General features: G+C 48.1%; 15 protein-coding genes. 10 read left to right on the forward strand and 5 right to left on the reverse strand.

Translation table 11 applies throughout. The annotated features are described in order from the left end of the window. Nucleotides 1–190: 190 nt before the first annotated feature. On the forward strand, nucleotides 191–3616 hold the full coding sequence (locus tag WBJ53_RS03080; RefSeq protein ID WP_338874579.1) for a putative LPS assembly protein LptD: 3426 nt from the start codon (nucleotides 191–193) through the stop codon (nucleotides 3614–3616). An 86-nt stretch (nucleotides 3617–3702) separates the two neighbouring features. On the opposite strand, the gene WBJ53_RS03085 is transcribed toward WBJ53_RS03080, so the two are convergent. Then, nucleotides 3703–4989: a bifunctional 3,4-dihydroxy-2-butanone-4-phosphate synthase/GTP cyclohydrolase II gene (locus WBJ53_RS03085; RefSeq protein WP_338874580.1), complete on the reverse strand. Its 1287-nt coding sequence runs from the start codon at nucleotides 4987–4989 to the stop codon at nucleotides 3703–3705. A gap of 219 nt (nucleotides 4990–5208) precedes the next feature. Between WBJ53_RS03085 and WBJ53_RS03090 the strand changes: the two genes are divergently transcribed. From WBJ53_RS03090 to WBJ53_RS03100, 3 genes are all read left to right on the forward strand, one after another. Further along, the gene (locus WBJ53_RS03090) at nucleotides 5209–7212 is read left to right on the forward strand and encodes a gliding motility-associated C-terminal domain-containing protein (protein ID WP_338874581.1); all 2004 of its coding nucleotides are present in this window, start codon (nucleotides 5209–5211) and stop codon (nucleotides 7210–7212) included. Between the two features lie 122 nt (nucleotides 7213–7334). After that, nucleotides 7335–7673 (forward strand): YbaB/EbfC family nucleoid-associated protein, encoded by a 339-nt coding sequence (locus tag WBJ53_RS03095; protein WP_338874582.1) that lies wholly within the window; start codon nucleotides 7335–7337, stop codon nucleotides 7671–7673. A gap of 106 nt (nucleotides 7674–7779) precedes the next feature. Continuing rightward, complete coding sequence (locus WBJ53_RS03100) at nucleotides 7780–8820, forward strand: glycosyltransferase family 2 protein (protein ID WP_338874583.1); 1041 nt, start codon at nucleotides 7780–7782, stop codon at nucleotides 8818–8820. A gap of 47 nt (nucleotides 8821–8867) precedes the next feature. Here WBJ53_RS03100 and WBJ53_RS03105 read toward each other — a convergent pair whose 3' ends face one another. Beyond that, nucleotides 8868–9089: a PspC family transcriptional regulator gene (locus tag WBJ53_RS03105; protein ID WP_338874584.1), complete on the reverse strand. Its 222-nt coding sequence runs from the start codon at nucleotides 9087–9089 to the stop codon at nucleotides 8868–8870. A 347-nt stretch (nucleotides 9090–9436) separates the two neighbouring features. On the opposite strand from WBJ53_RS03105, the gene WBJ53_RS03110 reads away from it, so the two are divergent. Then, a complete protein-coding gene (locus WBJ53_RS03110; protein WP_338874585.1) occupies nucleotides 9437–9643 on the forward strand; it encodes a cold shock domain-containing protein in 207 nt (68 codons plus the stop codon). A gap of 90 nt (nucleotides 9644–9733) precedes the next feature. Here the strand turns inward: WBJ53_RS03110 and lysS are convergent, their stop codons facing one another. Beyond that, nucleotides 9734–11503 (reverse strand): lysine--tRNA ligase, encoded by a 1770-nt coding sequence (gene lysS / locus WBJ53_RS03115; RefSeq protein ID WP_338874586.1) that lies wholly within the window; start codon nucleotides 11501–11503, stop codon nucleotides 9734–9736. 581 nt (nucleotides 11504–12084) lie between these two features. Further along, nucleotides 12085–13017: a S1/P1 nuclease gene (locus WBJ53_RS03120; protein ID WP_338874587.1), complete on the reverse strand. Its 933-nt coding sequence runs from the start codon at nucleotides 13015–13017 to the stop codon at nucleotides 12085–12087. A gap of 189 nt (nucleotides 13018–13206) precedes the next feature. Here WBJ53_RS03120 and WBJ53_RS03125 point away from each other — a divergent pair, with 189 nt between their 5' ends. The 5 genes from WBJ53_RS03125 (at nucleotide 13207) to WBJ53_RS03145 (ending at nucleotide 19025) form a co-directional block, all read left to right on the forward strand. After that, a complete protein-coding gene (locus WBJ53_RS03125; RefSeq protein WP_338874588.1) occupies nucleotides 13207–14037 on the forward strand; it encodes an alpha/beta hydrolase family protein in 831 nt (276 codons plus the stop codon). Nucleotides 14038–14318: 281 nt separating this feature from the next. Then, nucleotides 14319–15353, forward strand: a complete 1035-nt coding sequence (locus tag WBJ53_RS03130) for a hypothetical protein (protein ID WP_338874589.1) — start codon at nucleotides 14319–14321, stop codon at nucleotides 15351–15353. After that, entirely contained in the window at nucleotides 15310–17736 is a 2427-nt protein-coding gene (locus tag WBJ53_RS03135; RefSeq protein ID WP_338874591.1) for a hypothetical protein, read from the forward strand. Before WBJ53_RS03130 ends, WBJ53_RS03135 begins: the two co-directional genes overlap by 44 nt. 163 nt (nucleotides 17737–17899) lie before the next feature. Then, nucleotides 17900–18751 (forward strand): SPFH domain-containing protein, encoded by an 852-nt coding sequence (locus WBJ53_RS03140; protein ID WP_338874592.1) that lies wholly within the window; start codon nucleotides 17900–17902, stop codon nucleotides 18749–18751. A gap of 76 nt (nucleotides 18752–18827) precedes the next feature. After that, nucleotides 18828–19025 (forward strand): Arc family DNA-binding protein, encoded by a 198-nt coding sequence (locus WBJ53_RS03145; RefSeq protein WP_338874593.1) that lies wholly within the window; start codon nucleotides 18828–18830, stop codon nucleotides 19023–19025. A 4-nt stretch (nucleotides 19026–19029) separates the two neighbouring features. Here WBJ53_RS03145 and WBJ53_RS03150 read toward each other — a convergent pair whose 3' ends face one another. Continuing rightward, the gene (locus WBJ53_RS03150; protein ID WP_338874594.1) at nucleotides 19030–19713 is read right to left on the reverse strand and encodes a hypothetical protein; all 684 of its coding nucleotides are present in this window, start codon (nucleotides 19711–19713) and stop codon (nucleotides 19030–19032) included. Between the last annotated feature and the right edge of the window lie 228 nt (nucleotides 19714–19941).

The following is a 19941-nucleotide window of genomic DNA, read 5'->3' on the forward strand; positions in this document are numbered from 1 at the left end:
TAACAGCTGAAATCGTTTCAAGGCAATAGCGGGATAACTGTTCGTGAATACCTTTGTAAGCCACTGGTTTAGTACCGCTTTGGCAAATATAATTTTTTTGATAAAACTCAAAAACGGACACTTTATTTTACGGTCCCCGCTCATACGAGTTATTATATGCCTCATTTGGTCTGTATGGACACTTAATGCATTGGGGCAGAACCTACCGACGCGTAAGCAATCGGTTAAAGATACTATATCGCCCAGACGTATTTCGACTAAACGGACAACTATTTCGTCGTTGACCGGATTATCGAAGCCATCCACCAGCACGCTGACTACAACTAAATCGCAGCCTAAAACTACCTCCACCCAAGCGGTTTCGAAAGTCGCAAAACCGGCTTCTGCCACTACTTCGTCAAAAACTACGAAGCGGCCGGGCCGAACAACGGTTGTTAAGTCGGATCTGGAAACCGTTAAAAAAGATACGATTCAACCCGATGCGGTTAAAAATACTTCGGGAGCCCGATCAGGAACTACCCAGCCTGCACAGGCTCAGCCATTGCCGCAACTGCCTGGCAAGGGAGGGCTTCCGCCCGCTTCTGTGCCAGCACAACGGATACCTAACGAACCCACACCCGCATCCAGGGCTGCCGCCAACAATCCGGCCGCTGCAACTCCTGCTCCTGTCACCACTGCACCCAGCTCGCAGACGTTGCCTAAAGGGAAAACGCAGTTACGACCCGGTATCGTATCGCCCAATCTTGTTTTGCCCCAAAGCCAAACCGTAATTGGGGGCGACTCCTTGCGAATTGCTGCGGCTGATACCGCCAAAGCAGATACAACAAAGAGCGATGATGCCTTTGCCACTACGGTGAAATATCAGGCAAAAGATTCTACCATCTATGCGGCCGACGGGCAAACCGTTGAGCTATTTGGCGATGCTAGTGTTATTTATGGCGACATTTCGCTAAAAGCCGACTACATTCGGTTAAACTACCTCACCAACGAGGTTTACGCTAAAGGTCGTTATGACTCAACTTCAAAAAAATGGATTGGAAGACCCATCTTTCAGGATGGTGAAGGCAAATATGATACCAAAGAAATTCGGTATAATTTCAAATCGAAAAAAGGAAAAATTCAGGGAGTTATTACGCAGCAGGGCGAAGGGAATATTCGGGGGCAAAATGTTAAGAAAGATGCTGAAGATAACCTCTATATTGGCAAGGCTATCTATACAACCTGTAATCTGGCTACTCCGCACTTCCATATTAATGCCAGTAAACTGAAAGTAATCCATAATAAACAGGTAGTGGCCGGACCGTTTAATCTGGTCATTAATCAGGTTCCGTTGCCAATTGGGCTGCCGTTTGGTTTTTTCCCTTTTCCGAAGAAAAAAGATATTGGCGTGTCGGGAATTATTGTGCCGACTTATGGCGAAGAACCAAATGGCCGGGGGTTTTATTTGCGCGATGGGGGTTATTACTGGGCCGTAAACGAAAATCTGGGTCTGCAGTTTAAAGGGCAAATCTATTCGCGGGGTAGCTGGGGGCTGGGCGTATCATCGGCCTATAACAAACGGTATCGCTATAGCGGAGGTATTAATCTGCAATTTAACCGCAACCGCTCAGGCGACCGGGTCGATACATCGCAGAAGCCTCGAAGCGATTTCTCGATTTCGTGGTCGCATACACCTGTTCCGCACGGACGGGGGAGTTTTTCGGCTAACGTTAATGCGAGCAGTAACAGTTATAACCAGTTTAACTCCTACACGGGTACTAATGCTTATATATCAAACACCGCGGCTTCGTCGGTGCAGTACAGCCGCCAATTTGGTCAGTATGCCAGGGCGGGTATGAACCTGCGGGTTAACCAGCAGTTTGGACAACTGAATCAGGTAACGGGTATTAAAGAAAACGGTAAAACCGATGTGTCGTCGTCGTTTAACTTCGGCATTAACCAGATTGCGCCCTTTGCGCTAAAGGGCGGAACGGGTCGGTGGTACGAAAGTTTTCGGGTTGGTCTGGATGTAAGTGGTTCGATTGGTATCAGCAATACGATTACGACTCAGGTCGATACCACTGGGCTTGGCTTTCCGGTAATTACCGACCTGAAAGTGGTCAATACGGTTCAGCGGGCGCTGGATAGTATTGCACGGGCAACGGCTATTCGGAATGGTCAGGTTGTTACCGATCCGAATCTGATTGCCTTTAGTTTTGCCAATCTGGACCGAATCTGGCAGAACCGTGCCATTCAGGCTCAATATAGTATTCCTATTTCATTGCCTAACTTCAAACTGCTCCGATACATTAACCTGACCCCCGGTTTCTCACTTCAGGGGAGTATCTATACGAAGAAGCTAAGCTATCGCTATTTGGGTTACGATAATACGACGGCGATTGACCCGGCTACGGGGTTGTATCTTACGGATCGAAATAAAGTTCGGATCGATACGGCAAGGGGCTTTTTCCCGTCCTATAATTTCTCGGCAAACCTAAGTATGAACACGCGCCTTTATGGTACGTATTTCATTCGGGGCAAACGCATTGAAGCCATTCGACATACCATTGCGCCAACGATTTCGTTTAGCTACATTCCTGATTTCACGAACCCATCTTTTGGGCAATTTCAGGTATTGCCCGCCATTGGGAGCTTAGCTAATCTGCAGGAATACCGTCGCACACTATCGGTATTCAGAGGGTTGGGTGGTAGTGGTAGTAGTGCCAGTACGGAGTCGGCATTTATCTCGTTTGGGATTGTAAACCAACTCGAAATGAAGGTTCGCACGCGGGGCGATTCGGCAGGGCAGGATTTTAAGAAAATTCCGATTTTCGATAATATCAGCATTACCGGAAGTTATAACCTGCTGGCGCAGGATTATAAGCTGTCGCCGATTGCCGTTAGTGCCAATACGCAGATTTTCAAGAATGTAAGCTTCAATATTTCGTCGACATTCGACCCGTATGCATCGCGGCCTTATGGTGGCACCGCCTACTATGCGCTGGCGAATGCTGCATCAGGTGCAGCGGCCAGTGCTTATAATACCTATTCGCAGTTGCTGCTGCGGGCGCTTGGCTATTCGGATCAACAGTATGCCCGAGTCCCCAATTTATATGCGCTCCAGGCTGGGCAGGGGCTTGCCCGATTAACAAATTTACAGGCTTACCTGAGCACCCGGTTTGCGCCTAAGCAGGCTAACAAGAAGAAAGCCAGCTCGAATGCGACCGATGCAACGATGAAAGCCATTAACAATAATCCGGAGCTTTACGTCGATTTCAACATACCCTGGTCAATTAATGTTAGCTACACATTTGGCCTGACCAAGCTAACGCCAGAACTCTCGCAGGTGGTTCAGGCGCTAACCCTGACGGGCGATCTGAGCCTGACGCCGAAATGGAAGATTACGTTCAATACGGGGTATGATTTCCAGTACCATAGCCCCACGCTGACTACTATCGGCATTAATCGGGATTTGCATTGCTGGGAGATGGCGTTTAACTGGACGCCCTATTCGGGGAGCAATATCCGTTCTGGAAACTACTCGTTCGACCTGCGCGTTCGATCGGCTATTTTGCAGGAACTTAAACTTAGTCGTCGTCGGAGCTTCTACGACAACGGTGGATTCTACGGGAGGTAGAAACAGTTTATAGTTTTCAGTGCGCTGCCTTAGTAGGTTGTATACTAACAGGCGAAGCCACTGAAAACTATAAACTGAAAACTAGTTTATTGCTCCTCGTTTACGGGCTCGTTCATGATGGTATGGCCCATTTTATCGCGTTTGGTGCGGAGGTAACGTACGTTGTGGGGGTTAGAGGGCATTTCGATAGGAAGGGTTTCAACAATTTCGAGTCCGTAACCCATCAGGCCCGCGCGTTTTTTCGGATTGTTCGACAGGAGCCGGAGCTTCCGGACGCCCAGGTCGCGCAGAATCTGTGCACCGATTCCATAATCGCGGGCATCCATTGGAAGGCCCAATTCAATATTAGCCTCAACCGTATCGCGGCCCATTTCCTGTAGTTTATAAGCCTTGAGCTTGTTGAGAAGGCCAATACCGCGTCCTTCCTGGAACATATACACCACAACACCTTTTCCTTCAGCTTCTACCATCTCCATAGCGGCATGGAGCTGGCCACCACAATCGCAGCGGCACGACCCGAAAATGTCGCCCGTAACACAGGAAGAATGGACGCGAACCAGAATCGGCTCGTTGGGTTCCCAGGTTCCTTTTACCAAAGCCAGATGCGTATCGCCTGTGTTGCTTTGTTTATAGGCAATGAGGTCGAAATGACCCCATTCGGTTGGCATATCGACACCAATTTCGCGCCGGATCAGGCTTTCGGTCCGTAACCGATACTCAATCAAATCCTGAATGCTAACCAGTTTCATACCAAACCGGTCGGCCATTATCCGCAGTTGTGGCAACCGGGCCATTGTGCCATCTTCGTTCAATACCTCAATCAGCACCCCGGCTGGCGAGAGACCAGCCATACGGGCCAGATCAATGGCTGCTTCGGTATGGCCTGCCCGGCGAATAACGCCACCTTCGGCAGCCCGCAGCGGGAAAATATGCCCAGGGCGGCCCAAATCTTCGGGTTTGGTGGCCGGATCGACCAGGGCCCGAATGGTATTGGAGCGGTCGGAAGCCGAAATACCCGTAGTGCAGCCGTGGCCTAACAAATCGACCGAAACTGTAAATGGGGTTGTATGGACAGACGTATTGCTGGTAACCATCATTTCCAGCCCCAGCTCGTCGCAACGCTCCTGCGTAAGCGGGGCGCACATAAGGCCACGCCCTTCGCGGATCATGAAATTGACCATTTCGGGCGTAATCATTTCGGCCGCGCAAATCATATCGCCTTCATTCTCGCGATCTTCGTCATCCACTACCAGAACAATTTTCCCTGCTTTTATGTCAGCAATGGCATCTTCAATACGATCCAATCGGATAGGAGCCGGTCCGGTCCGGTCCGTCGTTTCGGTTCCGGTAATGTTGGTATTATTATTGCTCATTGGTTTGTGCGATGCGCGTAAGCAAAGTATCTTTAAGTTTTCTGTAACAAGTTTATGGTTTTGAACTTTAGGCTTACTAAAGATAGAAAACGATAAGCTTACAGCCTGAAAACTGTTTTTTAGAAAGATACGTTTCGCCAGACGCGAAAATGTCGGTTAAGACGTTACTAGCAGTAGTAACCGTCTTAGAGAATTTACTTGATAAAAACCTTTACCCTCGTGCGAATTTTACGAATGCGGCCGCTTGGAATTGGGGTGAAAACCAGATGGATAACCGCTTTCTGGACCGGCTTATTTTTAATTGCAAGTTTGTTTGCTCAGGCACAAAATTACTGTATAACTCCGGGTGGAGCGGCTGCGGGAGGGTTTACACTGGCAAAAGATAAAGTCTGTGTGAACGATGTTGTAACAATTACCAGTGCTTCTTCAAATGTCTCAAATGTAGGTTATAATTACGATTACAACGGTAATGGCCTGCCAACGGCTATTACAAATGTTCAAAATCATGTTTATACCACTCCGGGTTCGTATACCATCATCCAGGTAGGAAGCGGTGGCGGACAGGCTACCGGTACCATTGCCTGCAAAGTCGTAACCGTGTTACCCGTCGATCCGGTCAAATTTACAGCGAAAGGTTGCTCAGGCCGTCAGGCTATTGTTAACGTGACGCTGGATGCGAATACTGGCCAGTACGATTATTTTATCATCAACTGGGGTGATGGGCAGAATAGCAACCCAATTAGCCGCGCGGATGTTGTTAATCCACAAACCCATACCTACGCCAATAATGCTACTTATACCATTACGATTACTGGTACCTATGGCGCTGCCGGGTGCAGCACCCCTGCAGCAGCCGTAAATTCTACAAGGCAAACAGTTTCATTTTCGGCTACCATTACACCAGTTATTACAAAACTGACTACGGTTAGCGATAATTCAATTTCAATTCAATACCAGTCGAGCACAGGCACAAACGTGCAGCTATTGCAGAAAGATGCTTCGGGAATTTATGCCAATACCGGACAGGTAGGCACGGGTTCTGGTACATTTACCGTACAAACGGATAGCAAGCAGGTGCAGTGTTTTCAATTAGCTTATCAGGATGCTTGTGGAGCCACATCGATAAACCAATCCGAACAGGTGTGTAGTCTGGTGCTCGATGTTAAAGCGGCCAACAAGGAGAATGATTTGAGCTGGCAACCTTATGCCGGCAGCACATCGGCAACCAGTTCGTTCAGAACCTATCGTATTTATCGGGGAAGCTCGCCTGTTGGGTCGGTGGCCAATCGGAATACAACGACCTATGTAGACAATAATACTATTGAATGCGGAGTTCAGTATTGCTATAAACTGGAAGCGACGATTGGGCAAACAATCGTTACCTCATCACAGGTGTGCGTAACGGGTATTAATGATGAAACGCCGGGCGAAATAAAAGATATTGTCGTTTCTGTAGAGGATAATCATCCGCGTATTGTTGCTACCTTGCCCAATACGGGCACCTCGTCTAGCTATACCATTGTGATCAGTCGGGCTACCAGTCCAACAGGGACGTTTGAGGTTATTGGCACCACTAATAAGAATACGTTTGTAGACGAAAGCGCCGACGTCAATAGCGGAGTTTATTGCTACCAATTGGCGTATCAGAGCAACTGCGGTCACTCGTCGCCACCCTCTCAACCGGTCTGCACCGTATTTTTGTCGGCACAGTCATCGTCGGGTATCGACTGGACGGTTGGTTCGCCCTTCACCCCGGATGACGTGGCCAGCTATTCGCTCGAAATTGTCGATTCGACCAATAATACGAAGAAAGAGATTTCAATGGGTGGCAATACTCATTACGAACCCGACCCGAACGATCCAAACCTGCAATCGCAGCGATATCGCGTCATTGCCGTGTCGAGTACGGGTGTCGTGAGCTATTCTAACTTTTTTACGTTTCGGCGCGAACCTAAAATTTTTGTTCCTGACGCCTTTACGCCCAATGGCGACGGTATGAACGATACCTTTGTGGTAAAAGGTATTTACGTCGATCAGTTCAGGATGATTATTTATGACCGATGGGGAGGGGTGGTTTATAGCACCACCGACCGAACTCAGGGGTGGGATGGGAACGTAAACGGCCAACCTGCCAATAAAGGGCAGTATATTTACCAGATTGAGGTCGTAGATCTTACCAATCAGAAAACTGTTCGAACCGGAGCTGTGTTACTACTTCGGTAGATGCTAATCATAGGTCATTAGAGATTGGCCATTAGTCATTGGATGATCGGAATTGGCTAGAAACATCAATGATCATTGACTAATTAACCAGAGCATCTAATGACCCCAAATAATACGACACGATGAATTTCAATATGATGGATATGTTCGGGAAAATGAAGGAAGTTCAGTCTCGAATGAAAGAAGCCCAGGAAAGCCTTACGGCCGTTACCGAAACCGGCGAATCGGGAGCTGGGTTGGTGAAAGTGACCGTTAATGGGTTGAAAAACGTGCTTTCAATTGAGATTGACGCCGACCTCATTAAGCCCGACGATAAGGAAATGTTGCAGGATTTGATCGTTGCGGCCACCAATAAAGCAATGGCTAACGTCGAAACCAAAGCCCGTGAGCATCTTCGCCAGGCTACCGAAGGGCTGTTGCCCAACATTCCGGGCCTAAATCTGGATGGGCTAATGGGATAAAAGTGCTTAAGTTTGCAGTTTATTAGTCGTAACCATCCGTCTATTGGGAGTGAGCCAGCCCCTGCTCGGGTTGCCTGGTTAGTGCTCAAAACTGTAAACGTATTTTGTGGATACCCTCGCAATTGTCATTCTTAACTATAACGGTCAATCGTTTTTAGCCAAATTTCTGCCAACCGTTCTTGCCAATGCTGAAGGGTATCCGGTTTATGTAGCCGACAGTGCCTCAACCGATGGCTCTGTTGCTTTTGTTCGCACTCATTTTTCAGCCGTTCGGCTTATCGAGCTTCCGCGCAACGAAGGCTATGCTGGTGGCTATAACATGGCACTGGAGCATATTCAGACGCATTATGGCGGAGCAACCTATTATGTTCTTCCCAACTCCGACATTGAAGTAACGCCCGGCTGGCTCGACCCTGTTATGAAACTGCTGGATGCGAATCCACAAATTGCAGCCTGCCAGCCTAAGATTTTATCCTATGCCGAACGGGAGCTATTCGAACATGCAGGGGCTGCGGGCGGGTATGTCGACTGGCTTGGCTACGTGTTTTGCCGGGGACGCGTGTTTGCTACCTTCGAATCGGATCAGGGGCAGTATAATGATAATCAGGAGATTTTCTGGGCAACAGGCGCCTGTCTGTTTATCCGTGCCGAACTGTTTCATCGGGTGGGTGGATTCGATGCGTCTTTTTTTGCCCACATGGAAGAAATTGACCTTTGCTGGCGGTTAAAACGACTTGGCTACGAAATCTGGGCATGTGGGCAGTCGACGGTTTACCACGTTGGCGGGGGCACTCTTCACAAATCCAATCCCCACAAAACATACCTGAACTACCGCAACAGTTTGTTCATGCTCTACAAGAACTGGCCTGCCGATGGGTGGCTATGGGGGAAATTTTTGTTACGACTAATTCTGGACGGTGTATCGTCGCTGTTGTTTCTGAAGGTTGGTCAATGGCGGGATGTGCTGGCGATTATCCGGGCGCATTTTTCGTTTTATGGCCGTTTGCCGCACCTGCATCGTCAGCGAAAAGCCTTGCTAAAGCAACAAAAAGCGGAGGTTCCTCTTTATCCACACAGCATTGTATGGGATTATTTTATAAAAGGCAAGAAGACGTTTGAAGCGATTGTAGAAACGAGTGAAAAGTGAAGAATAGGGCTGACGCTTCTAGTTTATTCTTCACTTTTCACTCGTTTTTATAGTTCCCAAATGGTTGGATGCGCGTGCCGACGAAGATGCTTATTCATTTCCATCCAGAACGCCATAATCAAATAAAGCACCACTGGTGAGCCTAATGTTAGAAATGAGGTGTAGATAAAGTACAGCCGGATGCTGCTGGCTGAGATGTTCATTTTCTCGCCCAGTAGAGTACAGACGCCAAATGCCTGCTTTTCGACAAAATACCTGAGTTTATCCATTCCCAGTTAAGGTTCGTATGGCTATAAAAGGGTTATACACTCCAACTACATCAACAAAATTAACATACACAATCAATAGAATGTTTGCCGTTTACACAGAAAATCGCAACATTTTTAGTAAAACTACCTAAAAAAGAGGGGTATTTGCATTGTATTTGGAACAAATTTATTTACTTTGTGTTGTAGCGAGGTCGGCCATCATATGAGGCTGGCTGCACAAAGTTGTCAACAAAGTCCGTTGAGTTTCAGCCAAGTATTCCGCCTGATGTATGCTTTGGTACCTGTTTCGCGTCCTTTGTTACTCTCTGTCCCTTTGTATGTTTAATTAGTTTAATTTTTTTAGTTTTATGCAAACAGGTGTAGTAAAGTTTTTTAACGAAAGCAAGGGCTACGGATTTATCGTTGAAGATGACACGAATCGGGATATTTTCGTCCACATCACAGGTCTCAACGGTATCACCATCCGCGAAAAGGATCGGGTACAATTTGAAGTAGTTGATGGCAAAAAAGGCCTCAACGCCGTAAAAGTAAGAAAAATTGAGTCAGATTATTAAGCCTCTACCTCTGACCACGAAATAATAAACCCCGCTCAGGCATAGAGCGGGGTTTTTCTGTAGTATAACTATTGGTTAACAAGACCAATTTTATTGGCCTGTCCAGCTGCGCACGTCGGCAAGGGTTGGCATGGGAATCTCCATTTTCAGTTTCTTGCGAACTCCACCCAGATCATTGAAAAGTTTGTTCGGATTTGCCGTACGAAGCAGCTCTACCGTCAGAAAGCCGAGCTTCTGCACGGCCGGGACCCATTCGGCTGGGATACCCGCTTCTACAAAATCGCTTTCGGCCGACTGTTCGAGTTTTTTCTCTGGACGCATCTGCGGAAAGAATAGTACATCCTGAATAGAAGGCTGGTTAGTCATAATCATCGTTAGCCGATCGATACCCAATCCTACGCCTGCCGTTGGCGGCATTCCATATTCGAGCGCCCGCAGGAAGTCTTCATCAAGTGCCATCGCTTCTTCGTCGCCACGTTCGGCCAACCGTAGTTGTTCCTCAAAACGTTCGCGCTGATCGAGTGGGTCGTTTAGCTCCGAGTAAGCATTGGCGATTTCCTTACCGTTACAGATGGCTTCAAAGCGTTCAACAAGCCCCGCTTTGCTCCGGTGTTTTTTGGTCAGGGGCGACATCTCAACCGGATAATCGGTGATAAATGTGGGCTGAATCAGATTTGGCTCGCAGGCATCGCCAAAAATTTCGTCAATGAGCTTCGATTTGCCCATCGTACTGTCGACTTTAATTCCCCGACTTTCGGCAACCTGCCGAAGTTCCGCTTCTTCCATTGCTGATACGTCGACGCCGGTATATTCCTGAATCGCTTCGAACATCGTCAGTCGTTTCCAGGGACGTTTGAAGTCGATAACGTTTTCACCAACGGTCACTTTGGTAGTTCCGGCTACGTCGATGGCTACTTTTTCGACCATTTCTTCGATGGTATCCATCATCCAGAGGTAGTCTTTGTAAGCAACGTAGAACTCTACCTGCGTAAATTCTGGATTGTGGGTCCGGTCCATACCTTCGTTTCGGAAGTCTTTGGCGAACTCAAACACGCCGTCGTAGCCACCAACGATAAGCCGTTTCAGATACAATTCGTTCGCAATGCGCATATACAGCGTCATGTCGAGCGTATTGTGGTGGGTTCGAAACGGACGTGCCGACGCCCCCCCGTGAATGGGCTGTAAGATAGGCGTTTCGACTTCCAGATAGCCACGCTGGCTCAGAAACTGCCGAATCGAGTTTACGAGCCGGGTCCGTTTAACGAATACTTCGCGCACCTGCGGGTTTACGATCAGGTCGACGTAGCGCTGACGGTACCGTTGTTCGGGATCAGTAAAAGCATCGTAGGTTTCTTTCTCACCTTTTTCGTTGATTACTTCTTTCACAACCGGCAGTGGGCGCAGCGATTTGTTAAGGATCTTGAATTCCCGGACATAAATCGATAGTTCGCCCGTTTTGGTGGAGAAGATGTGCCCGCTAATGCCAATGATGTCGCCAATGTCCAGTAGTTTTTTGAAAACCACATTATACATCGTCTTATCGTCGCCGGGGCAGATGTCGTCCCGTCGGAAATAGAGTTGAATGCGGCCCGTTGAGTCCTGTAATTCGGCAAATGACGCACTGCCACTAACGCGGACAATCATAAGCCGACCGGCCAGTTGAACATTGCCCCAACGTTCGTCGCCGGAGAGGTCCATTTCGGGAGTTATATCAGTACCAGGACCATTGGGCTGAAAGGCTGCCCGTATATCGGCAACGGTGGTTGTTACATCGAAGAGTTGGGCAGGATAGGGGTCGATGCCCATCCGCATAAGTTCTTCGCGTTTTTGTCGGCGATTTATCTCTTGTTCGCTCAGCATATCAGAATACGGCCGGCAACGGAGCCGGATTTATCGGATTTGTATGATTGTCGGGATTGATCTATTAAGAAATAGGGCGCAAAAATAGTGAAAAGGATTGGCGTTTACAGGAATAAGGATAAATAGAGCTGTAGAGAAGCCAGTCTGTCTGGAGGTTTGGGAGCCTGAGAATGGTAGTTTCTGGTTTTACAGTAAAAAAGCCCAACTTCAATATGAGCCGGGCTTTCCGATACTATCCACACCTAAACAAACCTGTTTTGCAACAGGGCCTGTTAGATAGAGACAATACGGTAGTGGTGTAAATATGGTTTCATGAACTGATTAATTAATCGGAGAATATTAATTAAAAGGCAGAGCAATAGGATAAATGGATTGATTATTAGGATAAAAGGTGTGGTTTAGTAACCGGAAAGTTACTGTATCACACTACCTACGCTCGTTTTCGAGCGCCTGATGCCTCTTTTTTTGATGCGAAACGGAGGTTTTCCCCTGACTGGAATGCTGTAGATGCCAGCATCGTCACTTGCAATCCAGGTAGGGGTAAATAGACAGGGTAGGCTGGAATTGTGCAATAGAGCCGATTAATTGGCTAAATCGGCAATCAGTTCGTCGGTTAACCGGTAGCCCGACAAACTAATCTGCCGCCGGGCAATGGGCTGAACAGTGGCTACGTAATCGGGGGGTAAAACGGCTCCGTCCTGATCGCTACCTGCCTGTAGTGTATTGCTTCGATACGCATTATCCTGCGCTAACTGAAAACTCTCACGCGACCATACCACGATATCCGGACTCCCCAGTTGGGTTAGCCGGGTTCGATCAAATTCGGATTGTAGCCGGGTGGCCAGACTATCGACCGAATGATACGCGTCGGAATTAAGCAGCATTCCATCCCAAAAAGAATGCAAATTGGTTGTACGGCTACTCAACATGACTTTAATCTTGAATAAGTTACCACCTTTATCGCCTTCTGGAAACTGATTGTCGACCAGCGCAGACGTATGAAGAGGCATATGTACGTCGCCCGCAAGATGAAAAAGCCAGCAAAGAGCTATTGCTTTGGAACTATCGGGGGCATCGCTTTTTAGAAGCTGTCGATTGAGGTCATAAGCTTCTAGAATCGTTTCGCCAGTAGGGAGTGTGGTGTCGCTACGGGCAATGCCAAGTTGGGGAGCATAGACATAGTTGATAAAGTGCCAGCTAAAATGATCGTGATAGGGGTCTGTACCTTTTACGTCGTCGGGCCAGCGGGCAGCCAGCATAAACAGGTATTCGTCCTGCTCCTGTACATTAAGTTTTAGTTCGGCCAGTTGAGCAACCCACCGGCTCTGGTAATAGGGATGTTGTTTCAGCAACGAGACCACTTTCGTCAGCGTTTGTGGCGAAGTTGTCTGTAAATTATGATAAGCCATGGCACCAATAGCCATGTGCGTGGCTTTATTCCAGCCGTAAGCAGTTGGTAAGATAGCTAATAAGCTGAGACAGAATGTAAGTAGTCGACGAAGTGAAGTAATCATTGTGCAAAAAGAGTTCATATGGCTAAAATAAAGCGCTAAATGCCGATTTTCAAGTTTCGGCATCAGGCTTCATTAAAGGATAATGTTCTGAAAAATTAGCGTAGTTGTTTATGAGGAAGAAGAAAATTAGGTAATGGCTATTGCACTGCCAACATTAATTTAGCAGTTCATTTCGTAAATCTCTATACAATGCATCATCTGCGTATTTTACTTACTCTGGTAGGGCTGTTTTTTGTGAAGCAATCAGTCTGGGCGGCTAAAATCGACACGGTCGAAACCTATAGTCCGTCGATGAAAAAGACCATTAAGGCGGTGGTGATGACACCAGAAACCTATGCAAATGATAAAGAACTTCCGGTCTTATATGTTCTTCATGGCTACAGCGGTAACTATAGCGACTGGGTGAAAAAATCACCGAATATCCACAATGCTGCTGATCTGCACCAGATGATTATCGTGTGCCCCGACGGGAACTTCGGGAGCTGGTATTTTGATAGCCCTGTCGACCCGGCGTTCCGTTACGAAACCTATGTAGCTACCGAACTCGTAAACTGGATCGACAGTCACTACAAAACCATAAAAGACCGATCGGGCCGCGGCATTACGGGCTTGAGTATGGGGGGGCATGGTGCGCTGTATCTGGCGTTTCGGCATCAGGATGTTTTTGGGGCAGCCGGTAGCATGAGTGGGGGTGTCGATATTCGGCCGTTTCCGAACAACTGGGATATGGCTAAGCGGCTGGGAACCTACGCGCAGTTTCCGGAACGCTGGGAACAAAACACGGTAATCAATTTGCTCCATCTGCTCACGCCCGGATCGTTGGCCATTCTGGTCGATTGTGGTACGGAAGATTTTTTCTTCCGGGTCAATAACAACCTGCATGAGAAAATGCTGGAGCGCAACATTGCGCATGATTACATTACCCGCCCCGGCGGGCATAACTGGAATTACTGGAACAACGCCATTCTCTATCAGACGCTTTTTATGCGGCAGTTTTTTGATCGGGCAAAAGCCAATTAACCGGTGGCCTCGGATAAAATCTGCCAGTTAGACCTGTCAAAACTCCGCTAACGGGCTGTAGTTGGTGCGGTTTTCGGAGCGGGTTGGTCGCTTGTATAATCAGTAATATACTTAGCTAAAGCCTTGTTTCAGCCGAAACGGCAGACCGTAACATATAATCCAAGTGTCGAATTTCACGCAGGGCTGTCGTCGTGGTACGAAATGGTAAAACTAGCCTATTTCCCGTAAGATCAGAACTTATAAAATGGTTAGCGACTGCGTTGTATTTTGGCGACTTGTTTATGTTCCGATTAATTTTCTTTGTTGGCTGCTTCCTGATTAGCCTGGCAGGGTGCCAGAAATCGCAGGCTCCTAAACAGCTTACACCCGCTTTTTATCACTGGAAAGCTGTTTATGACCCTGGCCCTGCCGAACTAAAATTGTTGCAGCAGCTCAAGGTTCGGCGGCTTTATGTTCGATTATTTGATGTAGACTGGGATGCGCAGCGCCGTCGGCCTGTTCCAAAGGCAATTGTACGATTTGCCGAACGACCCGCTGGCGTTTCAGTTATTCCGGTCGTCTTTATTACTAACCGCACATTGCTGGCTTTGCCCGAAACCGAGGTGGCAACACTGGCCCGAAACGTTGCTCAGAAGATTCAGCAGATAGCCAGCGACCAAAACCTGGTTTTTCCGGAAGTTCAGCTCGACTGCGATTGGTCGCCTTCGAGCCGTAGCCGCTATTTTACGCTGCTGTCGATGGTAAAGGTGCAGATGAAGAAACCTGTGTCGGCAACAATTCGGTTGCACCAGATAAAATATGCCGACCGAACGGGTATTCCTCCCGTCGACCGGGGGATGTTGATGTTCTATAACATGGCCGACTGGAAAGAGCCCAATACCCGAAATTCGATCCTCGATCTGGATGTTTCTGACCGGTACATTGGTTTTGTTGAAAAATACCCATTACCGCTGGATGTTGTTTTGCCGTTGTTTAGATGGACGCTTGTGTACCGAAATGATCGGTTTCTGACCATTCTGAATAATATAGACCAAAGTCAGCTAATGCGTCTGCCTTTTTTGAGTCGGCAGACCGATAGTAGCCGATTTGTTTCGGTTCGGGATACAATCGCATTTGGACTGTCGGTACGGAAAGGTGACCTGTTCAGGGCTGAAGCCTGTGGGAGTCAGGTACTCACGCGGGCCAAAAGCCAACTGTTGAAACAGATCCCTAATCAATCCCTTACATTTGCTTTATACCACCTCGATAGTACGGTTCTGGCCCCTTACAATCATGATTACCTCCAAACCCTTTTCGCACCAATTTCGCCGTTTTAGTTTGTCCGTTGGAATTCTGCTGGCCTTTGCCTGTGGACCTGGCTTGTTCGATGAAAACGAATTTCTGAGCTTTTTTTTGCCCGAAAGTGCCCGCATTCGAGCCGAAGATAAGCGGTATATTTTTTCACCCCTGCTCTATAGCAGCGAGGGGAATGGTCAGGAATCGCCCGATTCGCTCAGCGCCGATGTCAATCTGAAAGCCTGGGTGGCCTACGCGGGTGGTGGCGTATCGACAGAAGTTGCGGCAAAGGTGATTTATGAAGGTGATAAAAGTGCGGAAAATGCATTTATTGCGCAATTGTCGCGGATGCACGAACCTGCCCTGGCTTATATACAATTAGCGCGCAAGGTCGAACGGGCCAGTGGGGGAGGAGATATCTGGAGCCCCGTTCCGGCCGATACGGCGGCCCTGAAAAAGTTACTTGTTGAAGCACAAACGGGTTATGCGGCTGCCCCTGACGCCTTTTTGAAAGAGCGTTATGCGTATCAGGCTGTGAAACTGGCCGACCAGACGGGCGATTATGCCAACGCGCTTTCGCTGTACGATAAGCTAGTTGTTCCCCTCGCGACGAAAACATACATCAGCGACTGGGCCTTATGCCGCCATGCCGGAGCGGCTTTGTCGGAAGGTGATACGGCGCGGGCCATTTATGAATTTGCTCAGGTATTTGATCGGTGCCCATCTCGCCGGGAGCAGGCCGAAGCCAGCCTGCGAATTTATGGTCTTCGGTTTCGGGACAGCGCGCTGACGTTTGCCCATACCGATCAGGAAAAAGCGGCTGTATATGCCCTGTGTGCCATTCAGCCGAAACAGGATGCTTTGCCTCTACTGGAGTCGCTGGTTGCGCTGGCTCCCCAGAACCCATTAGTCGAACTGACCATGGCGCGCGAAATCAATCGGAATGAATACTACTTTCTGTCAGATCAAAATCCGATCTACGGCTACGATGAAGCTAGCCGACACGATTCGGTAGCGTTTGAAACCCGCCGAAAAACATCGGCATCTTATGCCGATCAATTACGCGATTTTGCCCTGGGGGCGGCTACCAACGAAAAACTAAACGATCCGGCATTCTGGTATACGGCGGCTGCTTACCTGGCCTATCTGAGTAAAGATTATGCCGATGCGCAGGCTACCCTCGACAAAGCTGCGATGGCGACAACCTCCAATGTCGATCTGAAAAAACAGATTGCACTGCAACGGATGCTGCTGCTGGCAGCCCAGACCGAAACCATTACGGCAAAAACCGAATCGCAATTGATTGGCTATCTGGAGGAGTTTGGCAACACCGAGAATTTTCGGTTCAACAATGCTTTTGTTACGGTATGTGGGCAATTTGCCGATCTGTATCGGAAAGAAGCGAATGATGCTAAATCGGAAGGTTGGTTTTCGAGCTGTAGCCGACCAAAAACAGATGTGGGAAAAGAAGCATCAATGGCCAAATCATTCCTGCTGACAATGCTGACCTCGTCGCAACTGAACAGAAGTGGCGCCTATGTCAATATCAATACTGATCAACTGGCGATCGAAGATTCCACATCGGCGTCGACGGTGAAACAGGTTGTGGCTTTTGCGCAGCAGACCAATCCGACCGATTTCGACAAACGGTTGCTGAAATTAACGGGCTTCGACCTCAGTTATCTGCACACCTTGCTAGGGCGTCGGTGGCTGGCCGAACAACGCTACCAGGAGGCTGCCGAAGCGTTTGCAAAAGTGCCCGATACGGTATGGCATAATGAACCGTTTACGACCTATTTTACGCAAAACCCATTTCGTTTACCACCTATTGGCGAGGCTACTGCCAGCGCAAATCCCTATACCCCCGTTCAGTTTGCTCAGCGTATGGCGCAACTTCAGAAGCAGCTGCAAGACGCGAAAGGTGAAGATGCGGCTAAACTCTATTATGAGTTGGGGTGTGGGGCTTACAACATAAGTTGGTTTGGCAATGCCTGGTTACTCGTAAAGCGTTCGTGGAGTTCGGCAGAGTTGGTTGGGTCATTATATGGCACAACGAAGCCCGGCGAACTGGATCGGGCCGGACGGCAACTGATGCATGACCCGTATTATTCGACCGCGCCTGCCAAAGCCTTTTTTGAGCAGGCAATGAAGGCCACTAAAAAGCCCGAGCTGGCTGCCAGAGCCTGTTTTATGGCGGCTCGTTGTGAGCAGAATGAACTGACCATTCGGCTGGCAGTTGAGGAAGTCAAACGCGGCTATGCCGACTATGATGAGAAGAAGTGGGAAACTATGACCCGAAAGCTTCGCCGTGAGCAGTATGGTCACTTTTTGGCTCAATTAGCTAGTACATACCGGCAAACCAGATTTCAGCACGAGATGCTGCGTGAGTGTGCAACTTATGCCGATTACGTTGGCGGTCGATAGCCATTTTTGATAACCCTCAGCACTGGCGGTTCTTCATCCTGAAAAAATAGATCTTCTCCATTTCCGGCAACCGTTCATCCGAAGTTGTATGGAAATTGGTAGGCTTTAGGCTATTATTGTGCTATCAATTTGATATCATTTCCTGGCCTTAAATTTTACAACTATGCAAGAGAAAAAACTTACATCCACATCGGGATATGTGTTCCTGGTGATTGGCCTGCTGTGTATTGCACTGGCTGCCTATACATTTTATCTGAGGGTTCCGTTGCTTGGCGTTGTGCTGATGTTTGCCGGATTCTTTGTTCTGTTGGGGATAATGATCATTTATCCTAATGAAGGAATTGCGGCTACGTTTTTCGGCGATTATGTAGGAACGACAAAAGAAACCGGTCTTCGGTGGGTAAATCCTTTATACCGTAAGCAAAAGATCAGCCTGCGGGCGCGTAACCTGAATGGGCAGACCCTGAAGGTAAACGACAAAATGGGTAATCCTATTGAAATTGCGGCTGTGGTTGTGTGGCAGGTTTCTGATACGGCCAGAGCCTTGTTCGACGTAGATAATTACGTAAACTTCGTTCAGATTCAGTCTGAGGCCGCCGTTCGGTTTCTGGCCAGCTCACACTCCTACGATAATATGGAGGATGAACATGAAACCCTGACTCTCCGCGATAATACGGGGCAGATCAACAAATTTCTGGAGCAGGAACTGGACGAGCGACTTGGTCAGGCAGGAGTGCGGGTAATGGAAGCCCGGATCAGCCACCTGGCATATGCGCCCGAAATTGCCGGGGCCATGTTGCAGCGCCAGCAGGCAACGGCCGTTGTGTCGGCTCGGAAACAGATTGTTGAAGGTGCCGTTGGTATGGTTGAAATGGCGCTGATCCGACTGGCCGAAAAAGATGTTGTGGAACTGGACGAAGAACGTAAAGCGGCTATGGTGAGTAACCTGCTTGTTGTGCTTTGTGGCGAAAAATCAGTAAGCCCAGTTATAAATACCGGAACCCTTTATCAGTAAGCGTGGGGGCATGGGGCATAGGGTTACAGAACTCCTTGCCCTACGTCCCGTGCCCCTAGCCCTATGCCCTATACCTATGGCTGTAGAAAAGAAAGCATTCGTATTGCGCATTCAGCCCGAAACCCTGAAAGAGCTGGAACAATGGGCGCAGGAAGAGTTTCGAAGTGTAAACGGCCAGATCGAATACCTGCTCAATGATGCACTTCGAAAGCGAAGGAAACGACCTAAAAGCAACGCCAGTAACGATCCGGACGAATCGGCGACTGATGAGTAGCTCGTTATTCCTGTACGTTACTCATGCTTTTAGCTGATGCCGTTTTTGGATCCTGCTGTACCAGATGATTGAAATGGTCAATGATAACCAGCCGTCCCAGTATCGTACGGTCGTTGATGTTGTGTGTCATGACATATTGCTTAAGTTCACGGTCATACGACATCATCAGCGGATCGTAGATGTCCAGGTAGTAGTGGTCGAAAGCCCGTAGTCGACCGGCATCATAGACGAAATAATCGAAATGCTCGTGGCTTTTTGCCAGTTCGGGCTGATCGGCATAGTAGGCCGGGTTGCTGAAAGTTCGCCTGAATAAACCATGCGGACGCCGTAAACGACGCACAACGGCCAGTGGACCATCCATACAAAGTTCGAAAAAAGCCTGACGATCTTTGTTTTTGTCGCCGGCATCGGATACGGAAATGAAAACCCGTTGTTTATGTAAAGCATAATCGAACCAGCCAAAACGGTTAATCTGATTGGCCGAAAATGTGCGAACTCGTCCGTCGGTCTGGCGCAATAAAATCATCTCTGCCGACCAGTTATAGGAAAGATCGCCTTGTAGTGTAGTCTTGTTCCAGAAGGTTAGCTGACCACTATGCCAAATTGGATCTGGGTGTGCAAAAGTAAACGTTGATGATAGGAAAAGTACAAATAATCCTATTGTAGCGACTATATATAATTTGGCCATCTTCATTGCTGATTAGTTTGATAAGCATGTGAATGAGCCTGTTTTTGTTCGTGACGTGCTGCGGCTCAGATACCAAATTAACAAAGCGCTAAATGCCTTGTTATCAGCTAGAAAAATCGTCCAATTTAGAAAGTTTAATTATCTGGAGACAGAATAGAACCGACTGAAGATTAACCTATCAGGATAGTATTTTTTATGATGATGCATAAAATTATTCGTGTATAAACA

It is taken from the genome of Spirosoma sp. SC4-14 (assembly GCF_037201965.1).
Classification (GTDB): Bacteria; Bacteroidota; Bacteroidia; order Cytophagales; family Spirosomataceae; genus Spirosoma.